This window comes from Sphingobacterium sp. UBA865 (assembly GCF_002295765.1).
GTDB lineage: Bacteria > Bacteroidota > Bacteroidia > Sphingobacteriales > Sphingobacteriaceae > Sphingobacterium > Sphingobacterium multivorum.
Genome location: NZ_DBGB01000041.1, coordinates 93,442 through 108,454, shown reverse-complemented (window position 1 = coordinate 108,454; position 15,013 = coordinate 93,442). Strand labels below are relative to the sequence as shown.

Below are 15,013 nucleotides of genomic sequence, written 5' to 3'. Positions count from 1 at the left end.
CTTTTACGATAAAGGTTTTAATGCGGCAATATAGTGTTTACTTTCTTTGTCTTCAGGATCTAATGAGATCGATTGTGTACTGCTTTTTTCTTGCGCCCAAGCAAATATGAGCGGTAAGATGACGAGTACGGCAAATGTTGAAAATAGTAATCCGCCAATGACGGCTCTACCGAGTGGTGAAACTTGCTCACCACCTTCACCATGGCCAATGGCCATAGGGAGCATGCCTACAATCATGGCTAAACTGGTCATGATAATGGGTCTAAGCCGTAAGGATGCTGCCTCACGAGCGGCAGCCAGCGCATCTCCATGATGCCGACGGATATGTTCGGCATTGGTGATGAGGAGAACAGCGTTCGCAATGGATACACCCACCGACATGATAATCCCCATGTAGGATTGTAAGTTGAGGGTAGATCCGGTTAACAACAATAGAAGTAATGACCCCAGCACCACCGCAGGAACTGTGGTGAGTACAACCATAGAAACTTTGAACGATTGGAAATTGGCTGATAGCATCAGGAATATAACGATAATGGCAACAGCCAAACCAGATTCAAGGCTGCTCATGGTTTCTTCCAATACTTTTCCGAGGCCTATTTGCTCCATGGATAATCCACGCGGGAGTTCACCAAGGGCTTTGATACTACGTTTTACATCTTTGGAGGCTGTTTTCAAATCGGTATGATCAATATTTGCTGTAACTGATACATAGGGCATCGCGCCCAAATTGTCATTTTCTCCATAAGTGAAGGACGGTGTGATGGTTGCAACGTCGCTCAGTATTGGTCGCGCTGAATTTTTCAATAAGGGGATTTCACCGATTTCTTTCTCATCTTTCATTTTATCGATGGGAACCTGAACTTGGACGTTGTATGAAAGTCCAGCTTTTTCATCGATCCAGGTGTTTTTTTCGGTATAACGCGAAGAAGAGGTGGAAGCGATAAGCGATCGTGTCACTTCGCTGAGATCGATACCCAGTTGTGCAGCTCTGATGCGGTCTATCTTAATATCGTAAGAAGGGTATTTAATGGATTGTGCTAATTGCACATCTCTAAAATAAGGGATGGCTTTTAGTTCCTCAATCAATTTACCGGCGTACTTCTCGTTGTTCTTTTTGTTTTTTCCTGCTATCCGAACTTCAATGGGAGTGGGCGACCCCTGGCTTAATACTTTATCCGTAAGTTCGATCGGTTCAAAGGATACCTGTACATCGGGAACTGCTGCTTTCAGGCGTTTTCGGTATTCATCACGGAAACTGTCCATATCATGATGGTAGTCTTTCAGTGCTATTTGGAAAACAGCTTCATGTGGACCGGCCATGAAAAGATAGATCGGCGATACTGAAAACTGCCCGGGGTGCTGACCGATATAGACAGAAGATATGCTAATATGTTCTTTGCCAACCAGTTTTTCCAGTTCGGCCAGCGCCAGTTTTGCTTTTTCTTCGGTGCGTTCGATACGTGTACCTTCAGCGGCACGAAGGCGCATTTGAAACTGGCTGGAGTTGACTTTCGGAAATACATCCTGGCCTATCGTGGAAAGTAAAATGACAACAAGACTTAGCGCTCCAAGCAGATAGATCACCGTAATAGTTTTCTTTCTTTTGAACAAGCGATCGATCATTTTCATGAATCTGTTTCTGAACCGTTCAAAAATACTGATCTTTCCATCGTTGTTAAAGTCGTCACGTTCCACCAATAGTTTCTTCTGATTCAAGGTATCCTGTTCGGATTCTACGGTCAGTCCAGATGCTGCAAACTGGGCTTCATCTGCATTTAAACCCTCGGATTTGGTCGCATGTGGAGCCTTATGGGCATGATCTTTCATAAACCAGTTTGCCATGATGGGAACGAATGTCTGCGAAAGAAGAAAGGATACGATCATCGAAAATCCAATGGACAGGGCCAAGGGAAGAAATAGCGAGCCCGGAATTCCCGTCATGGTAAATGCAGGTGCAAATACGGCTAATATACAGAGCAGGATCAATAATTTTGGTAAGGCGATCTCCTTACAGGCATCCCAGATAGCCAAGGCTTTGGGTTTACCCATATCCAGATGCTGGTGTATATTTTCTATCGTTACCGTACTTTCGTCGACCAGGATACCAATAGCCAAGGCTAGTCCACTAAGGGACATGAGGTTGATGGTCTGCCCGAAGAGTTTCAGAAAGAGCACTCCGGAGATCACGGATATCGGAATGGTTAGGATAACGATCAGCGCAGCTCTTCGATCACCTAAAAATAGGAGGACCATTAGTCCGGTGAGGATAGCACCGATTGCACCTTCAGTAATCAAACTTTTTACGGAATTGATGACATAGACGGATTGATCAAATTCATAAGATAACTTGACGTCGTCGGGTAAATTCTCCTGAATTTTTGGTAAGGCTGCTTTTAAATTCTGGACAACCTCCCAGGTTGAGGCATCACCGGCTTTGGCGATACTGACGTACACGGAACGTTTGCCGTTGACCAAAGCATAGCCTGCGGTAACGTCGGCACCATCTTTTACGGTAGCAATATCGCCTAAGTAAAGATTCTGTACCCCACCTTTAAATAATGGGATTTTTTCAAAATCTTTTACATCCTTGATGGTGTTGTTCGTTGGTGTAATGTAGTTTTTGTCCTGAATACGTACGTTTCCTGCTGGAGCGGTTTGATTGTTTAGTCTTAGCGCTTCTACGACCTGATCGGGTGTCATATTGTGACTCCGCATTAAATCGGGATCAACGTTGACCTCAATTGTACGTGGACTTCCCCCAAAAGGAGGTGGCGACAATAGGCCGGGGATTGACGTAAACGATGCCCGGACATAGACGTTGGCTAGATCTTGTAGTTCGTTGTTAGAACGCTTGTTACTGCTCAATACCAGTTGGCCTACAGGGAGGGATGAGGCGTCAAAGCGAATGATGAACGGCGGTTGTGAGCCTGGAGGAAAGGAGGCTTGGATCCGATTTGCCAGGGCACTTAGCTCGGCTGCAGCCTGGGCCATGTTGGTGTCTTCGTAATACGATACTTTCATTAAGGTCAGACCTTGAATATTCTTGGTCTCAATAGACTTGACCCCATTGGCAAAAAGAAGGATATTGACGTAGTTTTTGGCAAAATAAGATTCCATTTGATCCGGCGAATAGCCACCAAATGGATGGGCAATATAAATAACCGGAAGGTTCATTTTTGGCAGGATGTCCACCTTGATCGATCGAACGGCACCTATGCCAAAGACAATAAGTCCCAATACGAGTACGAGGATAGATATTGGCTTGCGTAAGGCAAAACGTATTAAATTCATGTAATGTTATTTATAGTTCTTTGTTGAAAATATCAAAATCTCCCGCAGCGGCGGCTTTTAATAAAAGCGACTGCCAAAGATTGATGTGAACGATCTCACGATCGGTTTCGGCTCTATTTAGTGTATAAAGGGTCTGTGTCACATCGACAAGCGTCGCTAGACCGTTTTTATACATCGTCATTTTTTGATTGTAAGCTTGCTGGGCTGCCGACACTTGTCTCGGAGCTTCTAGATCACTTTTTCGGGCCAATTGGATTTTCACATCAGCGGCATCCAGCTGTGCTGTCAATTGGGCTTCGGCAGTTTGGTATTCTTCTCTTAGGGCATCATTCGTAAAGCGCTGTGCACTGATTTTTTTATTGATACGCGCAATCGAAGTCAGATTCCAGTTTATGCCCAATCCCAAGAGATAATTTTGCCTACTGGGACGAACCCCTTTCCAATAATTTGTGCTATATGCTTGTAAATCCGTAATGTAGTCGCTCTTAAAACCAGATCCCCTTGTCTGAAAGACCCCAAAGGCGCTTACAGTGGGAAGATACTCTTTGGTTGATAGTTTCAATTGTTGTTCGCCAAGTTCAATTTTACTTTTATAAAATTGCAGAATAGGATTACTTTCAATCAAGTTGCCTGAAAGGGGCGTTAGCTCGACGGGTGTTTTCTGAACGAGCAAGGTGTCTATTTGCAGGTCTTTTGCTGGTATTCCCATCAATACTGTCAATTTGTTGTTTTGCTCCTTAACATTTTCACGGGCCTGATTGAGGCTGATTTTAGCGCGCGATACTTCCGCTGAAGCAAGTGTAGAATCTACTCCGGGCAATATTCCATTTTTTACTTTGGTGGCAGCAATATTTAAAAATACCAGTGCACGATCCAGATTCATCTGTTGATTTTTTTCCAATCGTTGACTAGCCAATAAATTGAGGTAAGCCGCAGCAATCTTGATTTTATGCTGGAACTGTTCCTGACCGAGATCGGCCTGTAGTCGTTTGGTATCGGATTTGGCCAATTCGATACGTTCTTTTTTTCGTCCAAAGGTGTAAATGTCCCAATTGACATTGGCTAAGTAAAGCGCACCAAATGCGGCATTCCAATTTTGTTCTGGAAGAGCGGCTCCCGAAGAAGCTACACCCAGCCCACCAAATCCATACAGCGGACCATTTTGTCCGTTGACTGTTCCAAAGTCCTGTTGGGCTACGATGTTCAGATTGGGCCAAAAGTCGCGTTTGACTTGTTCATTGGTCTGCAGGGAGGACTGGAGATAATATTCCTTTGCCTTGATATTTCCATAATTTGCAATACCCTGTTCTACGGCATCGCGAAGCGTAAGCTTCTGAGCGAAGGAAGAGGAGGTCGCAAGTGATACAGCCAATGACAGCACTAAATTCAATTTCAGCATAGGTTATCTATCATTTTATGGACACGAAGATAGCGATGAGATGAATTGCGATGTCCCTTTAAAATGATCTATAGCGTTTAAAAGTGACCAATTTAATTCGTCATTTATTTTTCTACTGTTATAAACTTAAAACTTTTACTTTGTAACAGATTTTTAACAAAAATAGGATTATGAGAAAGGTTTTGGAGAACAAGGTGATACAGGAGATCGTGCTATTGATCTTTTCGTTTATCCTCTTTACTTTGAACGATTGGATTTTGATCCTGAGCTGGAAGGGATTTTTGATGGGGGTGTTCTATTTCTTGATCCTTTATGCGCATGCGCAATTGAATCGCTTTTTCCTGTTGCCATTGCTACTGAAGAAGAATAAACCGCTGTTGTATATTTTGGCTTCGGTGGCAACACTACTGGTTTTTGCACTCATATTAAAAGAGCTAACGGATAACGTGATCTACAAGAATTGTTTTCTTTACAAGAATCTTGTTCAGAAAACGTTCCATTATCAATTTGGTGTATTATTGGGTTCGTTGATCTGTATATTGGGTAGTATCCAATTTATAGAGTTTTATCGCTTCCAACGGGTGAAGACCCGACGTGAACTGCTTTCCAATCAGACGCAATTATCGCATTTAAAAAAACAGCTCAATCCACATTTTTTATTCAATACATTGAATACCATTTATGGTATTAATTTAAAGTATCCGGAACGTACCTCCGAATTGATCATCAAAGTTTCCCAGCTTCTCCGTTATCAGATGGAATGCAGCGATCGGGAATTTGTCGGTATGGATGATGAGATCGATTTTATCTCAAGTTATATCGAGCTGGAGCGCGAACGGTTAGGCTATCGCACGAAAATTGAATTTGATTATCAAAAAGAAGAAGATATCAATTATCAGATAGCGCCGATGCTTTTGATTACTTTCGTAGAAAATGCTTTTAAACACGGAACCTGCAGTATTGAAGATTGTTTTGTACATATTTCGATCAAGATTGAAAAAGGGAACTTATATTTGCATGTACGGAATTCTGTTCCCGTTAAGAAAAGGAATGTTTTTTCGGCGAAAATAGGTCTGGAAAATACAATAGCGCGGTTAAAGCTTTTGTATCCTAATCGGTATACATTAACGACAAATTCCCAAAAAGAGGAGTATGAGGTGTCATTGGTTATCAATCTTTAAACAATGAATAAAAATAGCTGTATCGTGGTTGATGACGAACCTGCGGCGCATTATGTACTGGTAAATTATATTGAAAGAAGTACTGATCTGCAGTTGGTCGCTCAGTGTTATAATGCTTTTGAGGCATTGGAGTTTATTCGGGAGAACAAAGTAGATTTAATCTTCCTGGATATTGAAATGCCCGAAATTAATGGGATGGAGTTTCTGAAGATGCTGGATAACCCACCCAAAACGATTTTGACAACAGCATATTCTGAATACGCATTGGAGAGTTATGATTATGGCGTTGTTGATTATCTGTTAAAACCTATTTCATTTCCTCGTTTTTTTAAGGCTGTTCAACGTTTTTTATCCTATAACACGACTGTTTCGCCCCAGGAAGAAGAACCTAAATCAATTAGTATACGCATGGATGGCCGTATTATTGACGTTAAATTATCGCAGATCGATTTTATCCAGAGCTTTGGCAATTACGTGAAAATTGTCACTCCTAGTCAGACATTTTTGACCGCAAGCACCACCCAGCAAATTCTCACACAGGTGCCGGCATCAAAGTTTATCCGTATCCACAAATCTTACATTGCTTCGATCAATAAGGTGATCAAATATGAGCATGGTATGGTACAGATCAATAATACGTCCCTACCGGTCGGGATTACTTTCCGTCGCGAGTTACAGGAGCGGCTAGCCAATAAATAGCGCTAAGCTATGAAGTAGTTCGATCATGTATCGCCGTTCTTGTCAATTCACAGCATATCATGTCGCAGCATATCATGTGAAGAAGAAAGTTCATTCATTTAGCTGGATGTGCTGATGCTGACGTTGGGTTTATGCAAGACCGGAAAGTTTACTGAATTGGCAATAAAACAATATTCACTTGCTTTTTGGTGTAATTCAATGGCTTGTGCAATCATCGTTGAATCTTTTACCCGGACCGAAGGATTTAGCGTAACTTCTTTAAAACGGCCTTTTCCACTTTCTTCTTCAAGCATGATCGCTGTTGCATGGTCTACATATTCTGCTACAATAATTTTATTGACCGAGCAGAAATGCAGGTACCATAACATATGGCAGGAGGACAGGGAGGCAAGCAATAGCTCTTCGGGATTGTATTTGTTGGGGTCTCCCAGGAACGCTGGATCCGAAGAACCTTCAATCTCAGCTTTGCCGTCAATGCTAATGCGATGGCTTCTTTCGTAGTTTTTATAATGATCGGTTCCGCTGCCGCGATTTCCTGTCCACGTAATTGTGGCGATGTAATTATGCTGTTTCATTTGAAAATAATCGTTTGACGCTGTTGGTGCTAATCTGAAAGCAAGTTAAAAAATATCCCTTTATCCTAAACATAAGCACAATCTCTTCTGCGTAGAATTGACTTTCATATTATTATTTTTGATCTATTTTTTTTATTAATAATATACTGATTGGTATTTTATTTGTAGGTTTGTACTGATTTTAATGAAATCCAATATTTATGTATAGTACGGTGTTTTCTGTTTTTTTTAAATATACCTTTTGGTATTTTATTTTGTGTTATGATTGGCGTATGTATTGAAATTTTTATCGTAGCCTTTTGGATGGTGGCAACTATACGGGGCATACTTCTAAGACCTGTTTTGGTCGTGAATAATTCTGTTAACTAAAAATAGTTCGTATATGGAACAATATGATTTGGTTGTCATTGGGTCTGGCCCAGGCGGCTATGTTGCGGCGATTCGCAGTGCCCAATTGGGGTATAAAACCGCACTTGTAGAGAAATATGATACATTGGGTGGTACCTGTACCAATGTGGGCTGTATTCCCACAAAGGCAATTTTGGATAGTACGCATCACTATGATGAAGCACAGCATCATTTTGCTGCACACGGGATTCAGGTAGCGGGACTATCGGTGGACTTTGATCGACTGTATGCGCGTAAAGATAAAGTGGTGTTGCAAAATACGCAGGGGCTGAATTTCCTGATGAAAAAGAATAAGGTTACGGTGATCCATGGAACGGCTTCTTTTCTCAATAATTCAACGGTGGAGATTGCTACATCAGCGGGGGAGCGGCTGTCGCTTGGAGCAAAGAAATTTATCATCGCTACGGGTTCCAAACCAGCGACTGTTCCGGGAGTAACCATAGATAAAAAACGTATAATCAGCTCAACAGAGGCGTTGTCTTTGCAAGAGAAGCCAGATAAAATCGTTATTATCGGCGGCGGTGTAATTGGGGTTGAGATGGCATCCATATTCAATAGATTGGGTTGTGAGGTCACTATTATCGAATATGCCGATCGTCTCCTTGCCAATATGGATCATGAATTGGGGGATGCCTTGAAAAAGATACTGCTGCATGATGGCATTAAAATTCTGCTTGAACAGGCTGTTTACAAAACCGAAAATATAGGCGCTGCGGCAAACGTTTTCTTTAAAGATCGAGCTGGTAACGAGCAGCAGTTACAGGCGGATTATATTTTGGTCGCTGTCGGGCGGAAAGCATTTACAGCGGGGCTTGGTTTGGAGAATACAGCTGTTCAACTAGACACCAGAGGTATGATCGTTACTAACGAGCAGTTACAGACGGCCGTTCCCCACATTTATGCTATTGGCGATGTGATCGGTGGGGCAATGCTGGCTCATAAAGCTGAAGAGGAAGCAATCTTTGTTGTCGAACATATGGACGGCCAAAAACCAAAGATACATTACGATCGGATCCCAAGTGTGGTTTATACCTGGCCCGAAGTGGCTTCCGTTGGCGCAACAGAAGAGGAGCTCAAAGCAAAGGGTATAACGTATACGATTGGGAAATTCCCGTTTTCCGCAAATGCCCGTGCCCGCGCGGGGATGGATACGCAAGGTTTTGTAAAGGTGTTGGCCGATCCAAAATATGGCGAACTATTGGGAGTTCATATCATTGGAGCACGTGCCGCCGATCTGATCGCTCAAGGTGTTTTGGGCTTGGAATATGAAATCACCGCCGATAGTATGTCAAGAGTGTCTTATGCACATCCTACTTATTCGGAGGTCTTGAAGGAAGCGCATACCATTGCTTCGGGACGGCCATCCGTAAATATATAAGTATCCTATGCGTCTTTTCGGCGAAGAACAAAACGTATTTCTTTTAGAAGAGCTAAGCGTATTCCCTTCGTAGAAAAGGCGCTGCTTGTCTATTTTTTTGGATACAAACATCAATTTATCTATGTTTGTTCTGTATCATCCTTTAATTTATGGACAAACAGCTATTGTTGGACAGTATTCAGAAAGAGATCGACCTCACGGAAGATGAAATCGTACGCCTATTGGCTGTTGTGAAATCCAAAAAAGTGAAGAAGAAACAATATTTGCTGTTGGAGGGCGATCTGAGCAGGTATGCTATTTTTGTCGCTTCGGGTTGTCTAAGAAGTTATTGCGTGGATGAAGACGGCTTTCAATATATTCAACAGTTTGCTCCCGAGGGTTGGTGGATCGGCGATATGTATAGTTTGGTGACGGGAAAACCCGGAAGTTTATACATCGATGCGGTATTTGAATCTGAAGTATGGATGATTTCCAAAGTCGATCTGCATCGACTCTATCAGGAGATTCCGAAACTGAATGTCTATTTTCGGATACTTGCCGAAAATGCATTGGTTTATTATCAAAGTCGATCGATGGAGAATCTCCGTCTAGCTGCCAAAGAACGTTACGAAAAGTTCTGTACACGTTATCCTACATTGATCGACTGTCTTCCGCAGAAACAAGTTGCTGCATATATTGGCGTTACGCCCGAGTTTTTAAGTAAAATGGTCCACCAGTAAGGTAAATCGGGCCATCGGCAAGAAATAGCCCGGTGAACTACCATTTCTCTTTTAACAGCGTTTCCAACTGCCCAATTTCTTCCTGATACATGGTTTTCTTTCTAGTTCCGAAGTAAAGGATATTTTCGACAGGCGATGTCCCTTCCCAGATTAGTTTTATTTTCCCGGATGCAATTGCTTCAGCACATAGGAAGTCAGGAACAATCGAAAAGCCTGTATTGTTGCTCAAACAGCGTATGATGGAGCTAATATTGGGAACAATATAATTGGGGCTAAAGTCTGGATGTTCGCCAAAGTGTGTTGACCAGTAGTTTTTTAAATGATCCATATCGGCAGCCGTGCTATACCATAATTGTTTTTTAAGGAGTTGAGCTGCTTCTTTAATTTTATTGGCACTCAGCAGTGCTTCCAGTGTGGATGTATCCGTCTGACACCCTGCAATCAAGACAATACGTTCTTTTGAAAAAGCTTCATACTGTAGATTCTGTTGGTTTCCTTTTTGAGGCGTAATAATAAGATCCAATAAACCATTATCAAGATCCTGTTGCATCTGCGGATATTCTCCAAATTTGATAATTAAATTGAAGGGGAGCTGGGCAATATGTTCTTCGAGGGTGTACTGAAAGGTCTCAAAACACATTCCGATACTGATCGTTATACGTTCGTCCAATGCCCGTTTGTGAAAATGCTGTTCACCGGTTTCTAGTTTTTTAAGCGGATCAATAACATAGTTATACAAGATTTTCCCCTTTTCGGTCGGCACCATTCTTCGCGCAGAGCGATCAAAAAGCTTGTGCCCCGTAAATGCTTCCAGGGAATTCAGATGTAAGCTTACCCCCGGCTGAGAAATAAATAATTCCTGTGCAGCTGCAGATAATGTTCCGGTTTCATAGATTGCCTTAAATGTACGAAGCCATTCTAAGTTCCATTTCATAGTTATTATTTTTATGATACAAATATACAATTTAAATTATTTGTATGATTTAAAAATATGATAGAAATTTGTATTATCAATAATAAAAATTATAGAGATGAAAATATTTATTATCAATGGCGGACAGAAATTCGCACACTCGGGAGGTTCTTTTAATACTACAATAACAAATTGGACCGTTGAAACATTGGCTGAAAATGGATTTGAAACAAGGGTTACCAATATCAATGATGATTTTGATCCAATGGTTGAAGTTGAAAATTTTAAATGGGCAGACATTATCGTTTACCATTTTCCTGTATGGTGGTTCCAGGTTCCGAATCGTCTGAAACTTTATATCGATGAAGTCTTTACGGCCGGCCACAACAACGGTATCTATAAGAGTGATGGTCGATCGCGTAAGAATCCGGCAATTAATTACGGCACCGGGGGGTTGATGCAAGGTAAAAAATACATGGTGACTTCGAGCTGGAATGCCCCTGAGACAGCATTTACAATGGAAAATGAGTTTTTTGATCAGCATTCAGTTGATGGCGGTGTTTTATTCGGTTTTCATAAGATGAATCAGTTTGCAGGATTGGAACACCTGGGAAGTTTCCATTTTCATGATATGGAAAAGGGGGCATCTCAAGAACGTGTCGACAATTACGAAAAGGAATATAAACAATATTTGGAAGAGGTCTTCCATTTGGAAACTACGTTGAACTAAAAATTTATTGATCGATAAATCGCTTTATCCATGGCGTTATTGCGATGAAAAGAGTAAATTACCAAAATAAAATCAATAACATGAAGGTATATTTAACCGCAATTTTAAAAGCAGTTCCTGCACATCGGGAAGAAGTATTGGCATTATTGTTAGAAATGGTCGAGGCAAGTAGGAAAGAAGAAGCGTGTATACAGTATGATCTGCACCAGGTAAACAGTGATGAAAATCAATTTATATTTTATGAAATCTGGGAAGATCAAGCGGGCTTGGATGCGCATAATCAACAACCTTATATTGTGGCATTTGGAAAAGTGGCTGGTGAAAAATTACAGGAAACGCCTCAAATTATAGCAATGAATAAGATTGCTTAATTTACCATGTGGTCTGTCCGGACCTTATTGAGAAGATAGCAAACAACATGTGTAGTGGATGATTTGTGTGGGCCTAGGATATGAACTATAATTGAAGTATTGGTGGTGCCAAAATCATTTGTGTTGCCTAGATAGAGCGTGCTCTATTCTGATTTGGTGACGCGAATGATTTTGTTGGTACCTTGCTGAACAGCGACGTCGACTTTATTTCGTTGCGTGTAGCTCTGTTGCAGGAGATTCAATTTTTTGGTCAGCTGACCATCTTGATTATCTAGCCAGAAGGTAGCAGCCATGATACCAATTTGCACTCTGTAACTGGAATCAGTTTCCGGAACAAGCTGCTCGATAATCTGATGTTGATACCAGGTCAGTTTTTTGTTTTCTTTTTGGGAAACACAGCTGTACAGGAGAAATGCCAGAAGGGCGACATAGCCCATTTTTTGAAGTTTACTGCGTCTTAGGTCCATCAATAGTTCTTTGTGTTAATATCAAATCTACGATTTTTTATCCAACTAATGAATTACCTGTATGAATTTTTATGGCCTCATTTAAACAGTTATGCTCATTTATTGACCAGACTTCTCCTGTATGCACATTCAAGTAAATCTAAAAATGTATGAAGTTTATTGTTCATTTCGTTGTAATCATAAGCCTGAATTACGTCGGGTAATTGCACAAATTGGTGCAATTGGCTTTGGAGAAGGAGATCTTCTTCTGAAGCTATCAATAGCCGGACGACTTCAGCCGTGAGTTCCATATGGCATTGAAATCCGTAAACGAGATTTGTATAACGCACAATTTGCCTAGGGCAGCCGGCGCTACTTGCTAAGATTTCACTTTCAGGGGTAAGTCCAGGCATATCGTTGTGCCAATGTCCAACCGATAACGGGCTGCCGAAATGCGCTATTTTGGAGTCGTTTATTCCTGCCGCTGTAAGCGTGATGGGGAAAACCCCAATTTCTTTTTGTGGACTATGTTCATACTTTGCCAATAGCGCTTCGCCAATCAGTTGTGCGCCCAGGCATATACCAACAACTGCCTTGCCTGCATCAATACATCGGCGGATAAAGGCGATTTCGGCCTTAGCGTCAAAATAAGGGTATTCGGAAGGGGATGAATCTGGGCTTTGCGGTCCGCCCATAATGATCAATACATCGACGGAATCAATTTCGTCTGGCAGAAGGTCCTGTCGGTAGACCTGGGAAAAGGTGACCTCATGCTGTTGTTTTTCTGCCCAGGCTAAATAGGCTCCAGGTGCTTCAAAAACTTCGTGTTGTATAAAATGTATCCGCATTGGTTTTTATGTTATCGGTTTTCGTTCCAGTAATAACTATCTGGAGTAGGACGCTGTCCAAAAATTGCCGTTCCTACCCTGACAATCGTCGCACCTTCCGCTATCGCTATTTCTAAATCCCCGCTCATGCCCATCGACAGTTCTTTCATCGATACATCAGGAATAGCTAGGGCTATAATTTGTTGTTGAATATGTCTAAGCAATTTGAAACAGGCTCGCACCTGTTCGGCCTCGGCACTCAATAGACCTATCGTCATCAATCCTTTAATCTTTAGTGTGTTTAACGTTGCTATTTGCTGAACCAGATCGATCACTTCCTCTGGAGCAGCGCCGTACTTGCTCTCTTCAAAGGAAGTATTCACCTGAATGAGCACTTCCATGGTTTTATCTTCTTTTAAAAGTCGTTGATGCAATTTTTCGGCAAGATCTATACGATCGATTGAATGGATGCAGGATACGTTGTATTTAAGCAGATCCTTGATTTTATTGGTTTGCAGGTGGCCAATAAAATGATTAACATGCGGAATAGTATTTAAATACTCAAATTTGTCTTTTAATTCCTGTACTTTATTTTCGGCAATTAAGGTTTGACCAGTTTGCAGTGCGATTTCGATACGTTCGGCAGGTACGGTTTTAGTCGCTAGCAATAATTTTACTTCGCGTGGGTCGCGCTGGTTTGCTTTGCACGCTTTGTCGATACGCTGTTGTATAATGCGTATATTCTCTGTAATAAACTCATCCATGTTGCAGTTGTATTGTTTTTTTCATCATAATATCGATTTGCTTATCGTCGCCCAGTTGAAATATATGCTTGTCGAATGCCACAAACCCATTTTTCCGATAGAAATTGATCGCGCGGGAATTTTTTTCCCAAACACCAAGCCAGATAAATGAAACTGCTTTTTTTTGAGCTAAGGCTAGTGCTTTCTCGAACAATAGCTGCCCCACTTTTCTACCGTGAAATTCCTGTAGAACATAGATGCGTTCAATTTCCAATGCCTGTAGGCTTTGGTTTTCGGTCTGCGCTTGTCCGGTATTTATTTTTAAGTAACCGATAACATTATTTTCTAAAACGGCGAAGTAAAATTCAGACTCATCATGGCAGAGCTCGGCCAATAATTTTTCTCTTGCAAAACCTTCCGTTAGATAAGTCTTCATGTTCTCTTCGGTGTTTGTGTCTGAAAAGGTCTGGATAAATGTTTCTTTTCCAATCTGCTGCAGCAGGTCAATATCTGTTAGTTTTACCCGTGAGATTTCTATATCAGTGTGTGTGTTCATTTTTTTTCTTTATTTATTGATCCATTTTTCATTGCTGCGGCAATATTTCTTTCGAGCTCATTATAGCTATTTTCCAGAAAATCGCGGATACGTTGTCTTTCTATTTCACTTTTATTTTGACTTAATTTTTTTTTGCCCTGTAAATCTGTAACGACAAGTTCGAAGGCAACGATACCCTGCATCATACCACTTTTAAAACGATCGGAGAGGCTGTTCCATTGCTTTAGATAGTCTTCATCATAACTGAGGATCATTTGTTCTAAGGCCTTGTTTTTTGCTTTTTCGTCTGTAAGGATGGATGCAAGGCCGTAGGCATGTACAGCGATGTAATCCCAGGTTGGCACGCTTTCCCTCTTTTCGTAGTGTTGTGGCGAGATATAGGCATGTGGTTCGGAGAAAATAACTAATGACGGTGTATTTTCGATATAATTGGCTTGTTCGTTTGCGCGAGCGAAGTGTGATGTTAAAAGCAGCTGATCTTTATCTGTACGGATGTGGAAGGGGAGCTGGGTTGCTATTGGAATCCCCTCTTTAACCGATACGATGGTGGCAAAACTATATTGTTGCATAAATTCAACCTTTTCTGCGTAATCTTCGAACTGGAAATGTTTGGGTACATACATGCAAATAGCTATTTCTTGATTTAATTCAAAATTACGGCCAATGGGTGCAAATGAGCTAGTCCAAATTGAATAATGTAGCTGGTCCAGTGTTCATTTATTGCGCTTGCTTAAGTATATTTACGTTAAAAGATAAGCAAAAAAAGACGCCAAA

Annotated in this window: 15 protein-coding genes; 6 read left to right on the top strand and 9 right to left on the bottom strand. The window is 41.3% G+C overall.

Going from position 1 to position 15,013, the window contains the following annotated elements; genetic code table 11:
* Positions 1 to 3: 3 nt before the first annotated feature.
* Both B2O97_RS22540 and B2O97_RS22535 read right to left on the bottom strand, forming a co-directional pair.
* The gene (locus B2O97_RS22540; protein ID WP_286768214.1) at positions 4 to 3,294 is read right to left on the bottom strand and encodes an efflux RND transporter permease subunit; all 3,291 of its coding nucleotides are present in this window, start codon (positions 3,292 to 3,294) and stop codon (positions 4 to 6) included.
* A gap of 10 nt (positions 3,295 to 3,304) precedes the next feature.
* Complete coding sequence (locus B2O97_RS22535) at positions 3,305 to 4,693, bottom strand: TolC family protein (RefSeq protein ID WP_286768213.1); 1,389 nt, start codon at positions 4,691 to 4,693, stop codon at positions 3,305 to 3,307.
* A 170-nt stretch (positions 4,694 to 4,863) separates the two neighbouring features.
* On the opposite strand from B2O97_RS22535, the gene B2O97_RS22530 reads away from it, so the two are divergent.
* Both B2O97_RS22530 and B2O97_RS22525 read left to right on the top strand, forming a co-directional pair.
* A complete protein-coding gene (locus B2O97_RS22530; RefSeq protein ID WP_201638835.1) occupies positions 4,864 to 5,874 on the top strand; it encodes a sensor histidine kinase in 1,011 nt (336 codons plus the stop codon).
* A gap of 3 nt (positions 5,875 to 5,877) precedes the next feature.
* A complete protein-coding gene (locus B2O97_RS22525; RefSeq protein ID WP_286768212.1) occupies positions 5,878 to 6,573 on the top strand; it encodes a LytR/AlgR family response regulator transcription factor in 696 nt (231 codons plus the stop codon).
* 98 nt (positions 6,574 to 6,671) lie between these two features.
* Here B2O97_RS22525 and B2O97_RS22520 read toward each other — a convergent pair whose 3' ends face one another.
* Positions 6,672 to 7,148, bottom strand: a complete 477-nt coding sequence (locus B2O97_RS22520; protein ID WP_286768211.1) for an OsmC family protein — start codon at positions 7,146 to 7,148, stop codon at positions 6,672 to 6,674.
* Between the two features lie 382 nt (positions 7,149 to 7,530).
* Here B2O97_RS22520 and lpdA point away from each other — a divergent pair, with 382 nt between their 5' ends.
* Entirely contained in the window at positions 7,531 to 8,934 is a 1,404-nt protein-coding gene (lpdA, locus tag B2O97_RS22515; protein ID WP_286768210.1) for a dihydrolipoyl dehydrogenase, read from the top strand.
* A gap of 149 nt (positions 8,935 to 9,083) precedes the next feature.
* Positions 9,084 to 9,653, top strand: a complete 570-nt coding sequence (locus B2O97_RS22510; RefSeq protein ID WP_286768209.1) for a Crp/Fnr family transcriptional regulator — start codon at positions 9,084 to 9,086, stop codon at positions 9,651 to 9,653.
* 37 nt (positions 9,654 to 9,690) lie between these two features.
* Here B2O97_RS22510 and B2O97_RS22505 read toward each other — a convergent pair whose 3' ends face one another.
* Positions 9,691 to 10,587, bottom strand: a complete 897-nt coding sequence (locus B2O97_RS22505) for a LysR family transcriptional regulator (RefSeq protein WP_046675049.1) — start codon at positions 10,585 to 10,587, stop codon at positions 9,691 to 9,693.
* A 97-nt stretch (positions 10,588 to 10,684) separates the two neighbouring features.
* Between B2O97_RS22505 and B2O97_RS22500 the strand changes: the two genes are divergently transcribed.
* Positions 10,685 to 11,296, top strand: coding sequence for an NAD(P)H-dependent oxidoreductase (locus tag B2O97_RS22500; protein ID WP_286768208.1), 612 nt, complete (start codon positions 10,685 to 10,687; stop codon positions 11,294 to 11,296).
* Positions 11,297 to 11,376: 80 nt separating this feature from the next.
* Positions 11,377 to 11,667, top strand: coding sequence for a putative quinol monooxygenase (locus B2O97_RS22495; RefSeq protein ID WP_070567167.1), 291 nt, complete (start codon positions 11,377 to 11,379; stop codon positions 11,665 to 11,667).
* 143 nt (positions 11,668 to 11,810) lie between these two features.
* Here B2O97_RS22495 and B2O97_RS22490 read toward each other — a convergent pair whose 3' ends face one another.
* The 5 genes from B2O97_RS22490 to B2O97_RS22470 all read right to left on the bottom strand — a co-directional run bounded on the left by B2O97_RS22490 (position 11,811) and on the right by B2O97_RS22470 (position 14,862).
* On the bottom strand, positions 11,811 to 12,134 hold the full coding sequence (locus B2O97_RS22490; protein ID WP_112375828.1) for a hypothetical protein: 324 nt from the start codon (positions 12,132 to 12,134) through the stop codon (positions 11,811 to 11,813).
* Positions 12,135 to 12,229: 95 nt separating this feature from the next.
* A complete protein-coding gene (locus B2O97_RS22485; RefSeq protein ID WP_286768207.1) occupies positions 12,230 to 12,961 on the bottom strand; it encodes a type 1 glutamine amidotransferase in 732 nt (243 codons plus the stop codon).
* Between the two features lie 11 nt (positions 12,962 to 12,972).
* Positions 12,973 to 13,704, bottom strand: a complete 732-nt coding sequence (locus tag B2O97_RS22480; protein WP_286753341.1) for a YggS family pyridoxal phosphate-dependent enzyme — start codon at positions 13,702 to 13,704, stop codon at positions 12,973 to 12,975.
* A complete protein-coding gene (locus tag B2O97_RS22475; RefSeq protein WP_286768206.1) occupies positions 13,697 to 14,239 on the bottom strand; it encodes a GNAT family N-acetyltransferase in 543 nt (180 codons plus the stop codon). Before B2O97_RS22475 ends, B2O97_RS22480 begins: the two co-directional genes overlap by 8 nt.
* Positions 14,236 to 14,862 (bottom strand): FMN-binding negative transcriptional regulator, encoded by a 627-nt coding sequence (locus tag B2O97_RS22470; protein ID WP_286768205.1) that lies wholly within the window; start codon positions 14,860 to 14,862, stop codon positions 14,236 to 14,238. Before B2O97_RS22470 ends, B2O97_RS22475 begins: the two co-directional genes overlap by 4 nt.
* Positions 14,863 to 15,013: the final 151 nt, after the last annotated feature.

Excerpts from the sequence above, each read along its gene's own strand:
- B2O97_RS22540 (WP_286768214.1), bottom strand. The coding sequence starts at position 3,294 with ATGAATTTAATACGTTTTGCCTTACGCAAGCCAATATCTATCCTCGTA.
- B2O97_RS22535 (WP_286768213.1), bottom strand. The coding sequence starts at position 4,693 with ATGCTGAAATTGAATTTAGTGCTGTCATTGGCTGTATCACTTGCGACC.
- B2O97_RS22530 (WP_201638835.1), top strand. The coding sequence starts at position 4,864 with ATGAGAAAGGTTTTGGAGAACAAGGTGATACAGGAGATCGTGCTATTG.
- B2O97_RS22525 (WP_286768212.1), top strand. The coding sequence starts at position 5,878 with ATGAATAAAAATAGCTGTATCGTGGTTGATGACGAACCTGCGGCGCAT.
- B2O97_RS22520 (WP_286768211.1), bottom strand. The coding sequence starts at position 7,148 with ATGAAACAGCATAATTACATCGCCACAATTACGTGGACAGGAAATCGC.
- lpdA (WP_286768210.1), top strand. The coding sequence starts at position 7,531 with ATGGAACAATATGATTTGGTTGTCATTGGGTCTGGCCCAGGCGGCTAT.
- B2O97_RS22510 (WP_286768209.1), top strand. The coding sequence starts at position 9,084 with ATGGACAAACAGCTATTGTTGGACAGTATTCAGAAAGAGATCGACCTC.
- B2O97_RS22505 (WP_046675049.1), bottom strand. The coding sequence starts at position 10,587 with ATGAAATGGAACTTAGAATGGCTTCGTACATTTAAGGCAATCTATGAA.
- B2O97_RS22500 (WP_286768208.1), top strand. The coding sequence starts at position 10,685 with ATGAAAATATTTATTATCAATGGCGGACAGAAATTCGCACACTCGGGA.
- B2O97_RS22495 (WP_070567167.1), top strand. The coding sequence starts at position 11,377 with ATGAAGGTATATTTAACCGCAATTTTAAAAGCAGTTCCTGCACATCGG.
- B2O97_RS22490 (WP_112375828.1), bottom strand. The coding sequence starts at position 12,134 with ATGGACCTAAGACGCAGTAAACTTCAAAAAATGGGCTATGTCGCCCTT.
- B2O97_RS22485 (WP_286768207.1), bottom strand. The coding sequence starts at position 12,961 with ATGCGGATACATTTTATACAACACGAAGTTTTTGAAGCACCTGGAGCC.
- B2O97_RS22480 (WP_286753341.1), bottom strand. The coding sequence starts at position 13,704 with ATGGATGAGTTTATTACAGAGAATATACGCATTATACAACAGCGTATC.
- B2O97_RS22475 (WP_286768206.1), bottom strand. The coding sequence starts at position 14,239 with ATGAACACACACACTGATATAGAAATCTCACGGGTAAAACTAACAGAT.
- B2O97_RS22470 (WP_286768205.1), bottom strand. The coding sequence starts at position 14,862 with ATGTATGTACCCAAACATTTCCAGTTCGAAGATTACGCAGAAAAGGTT.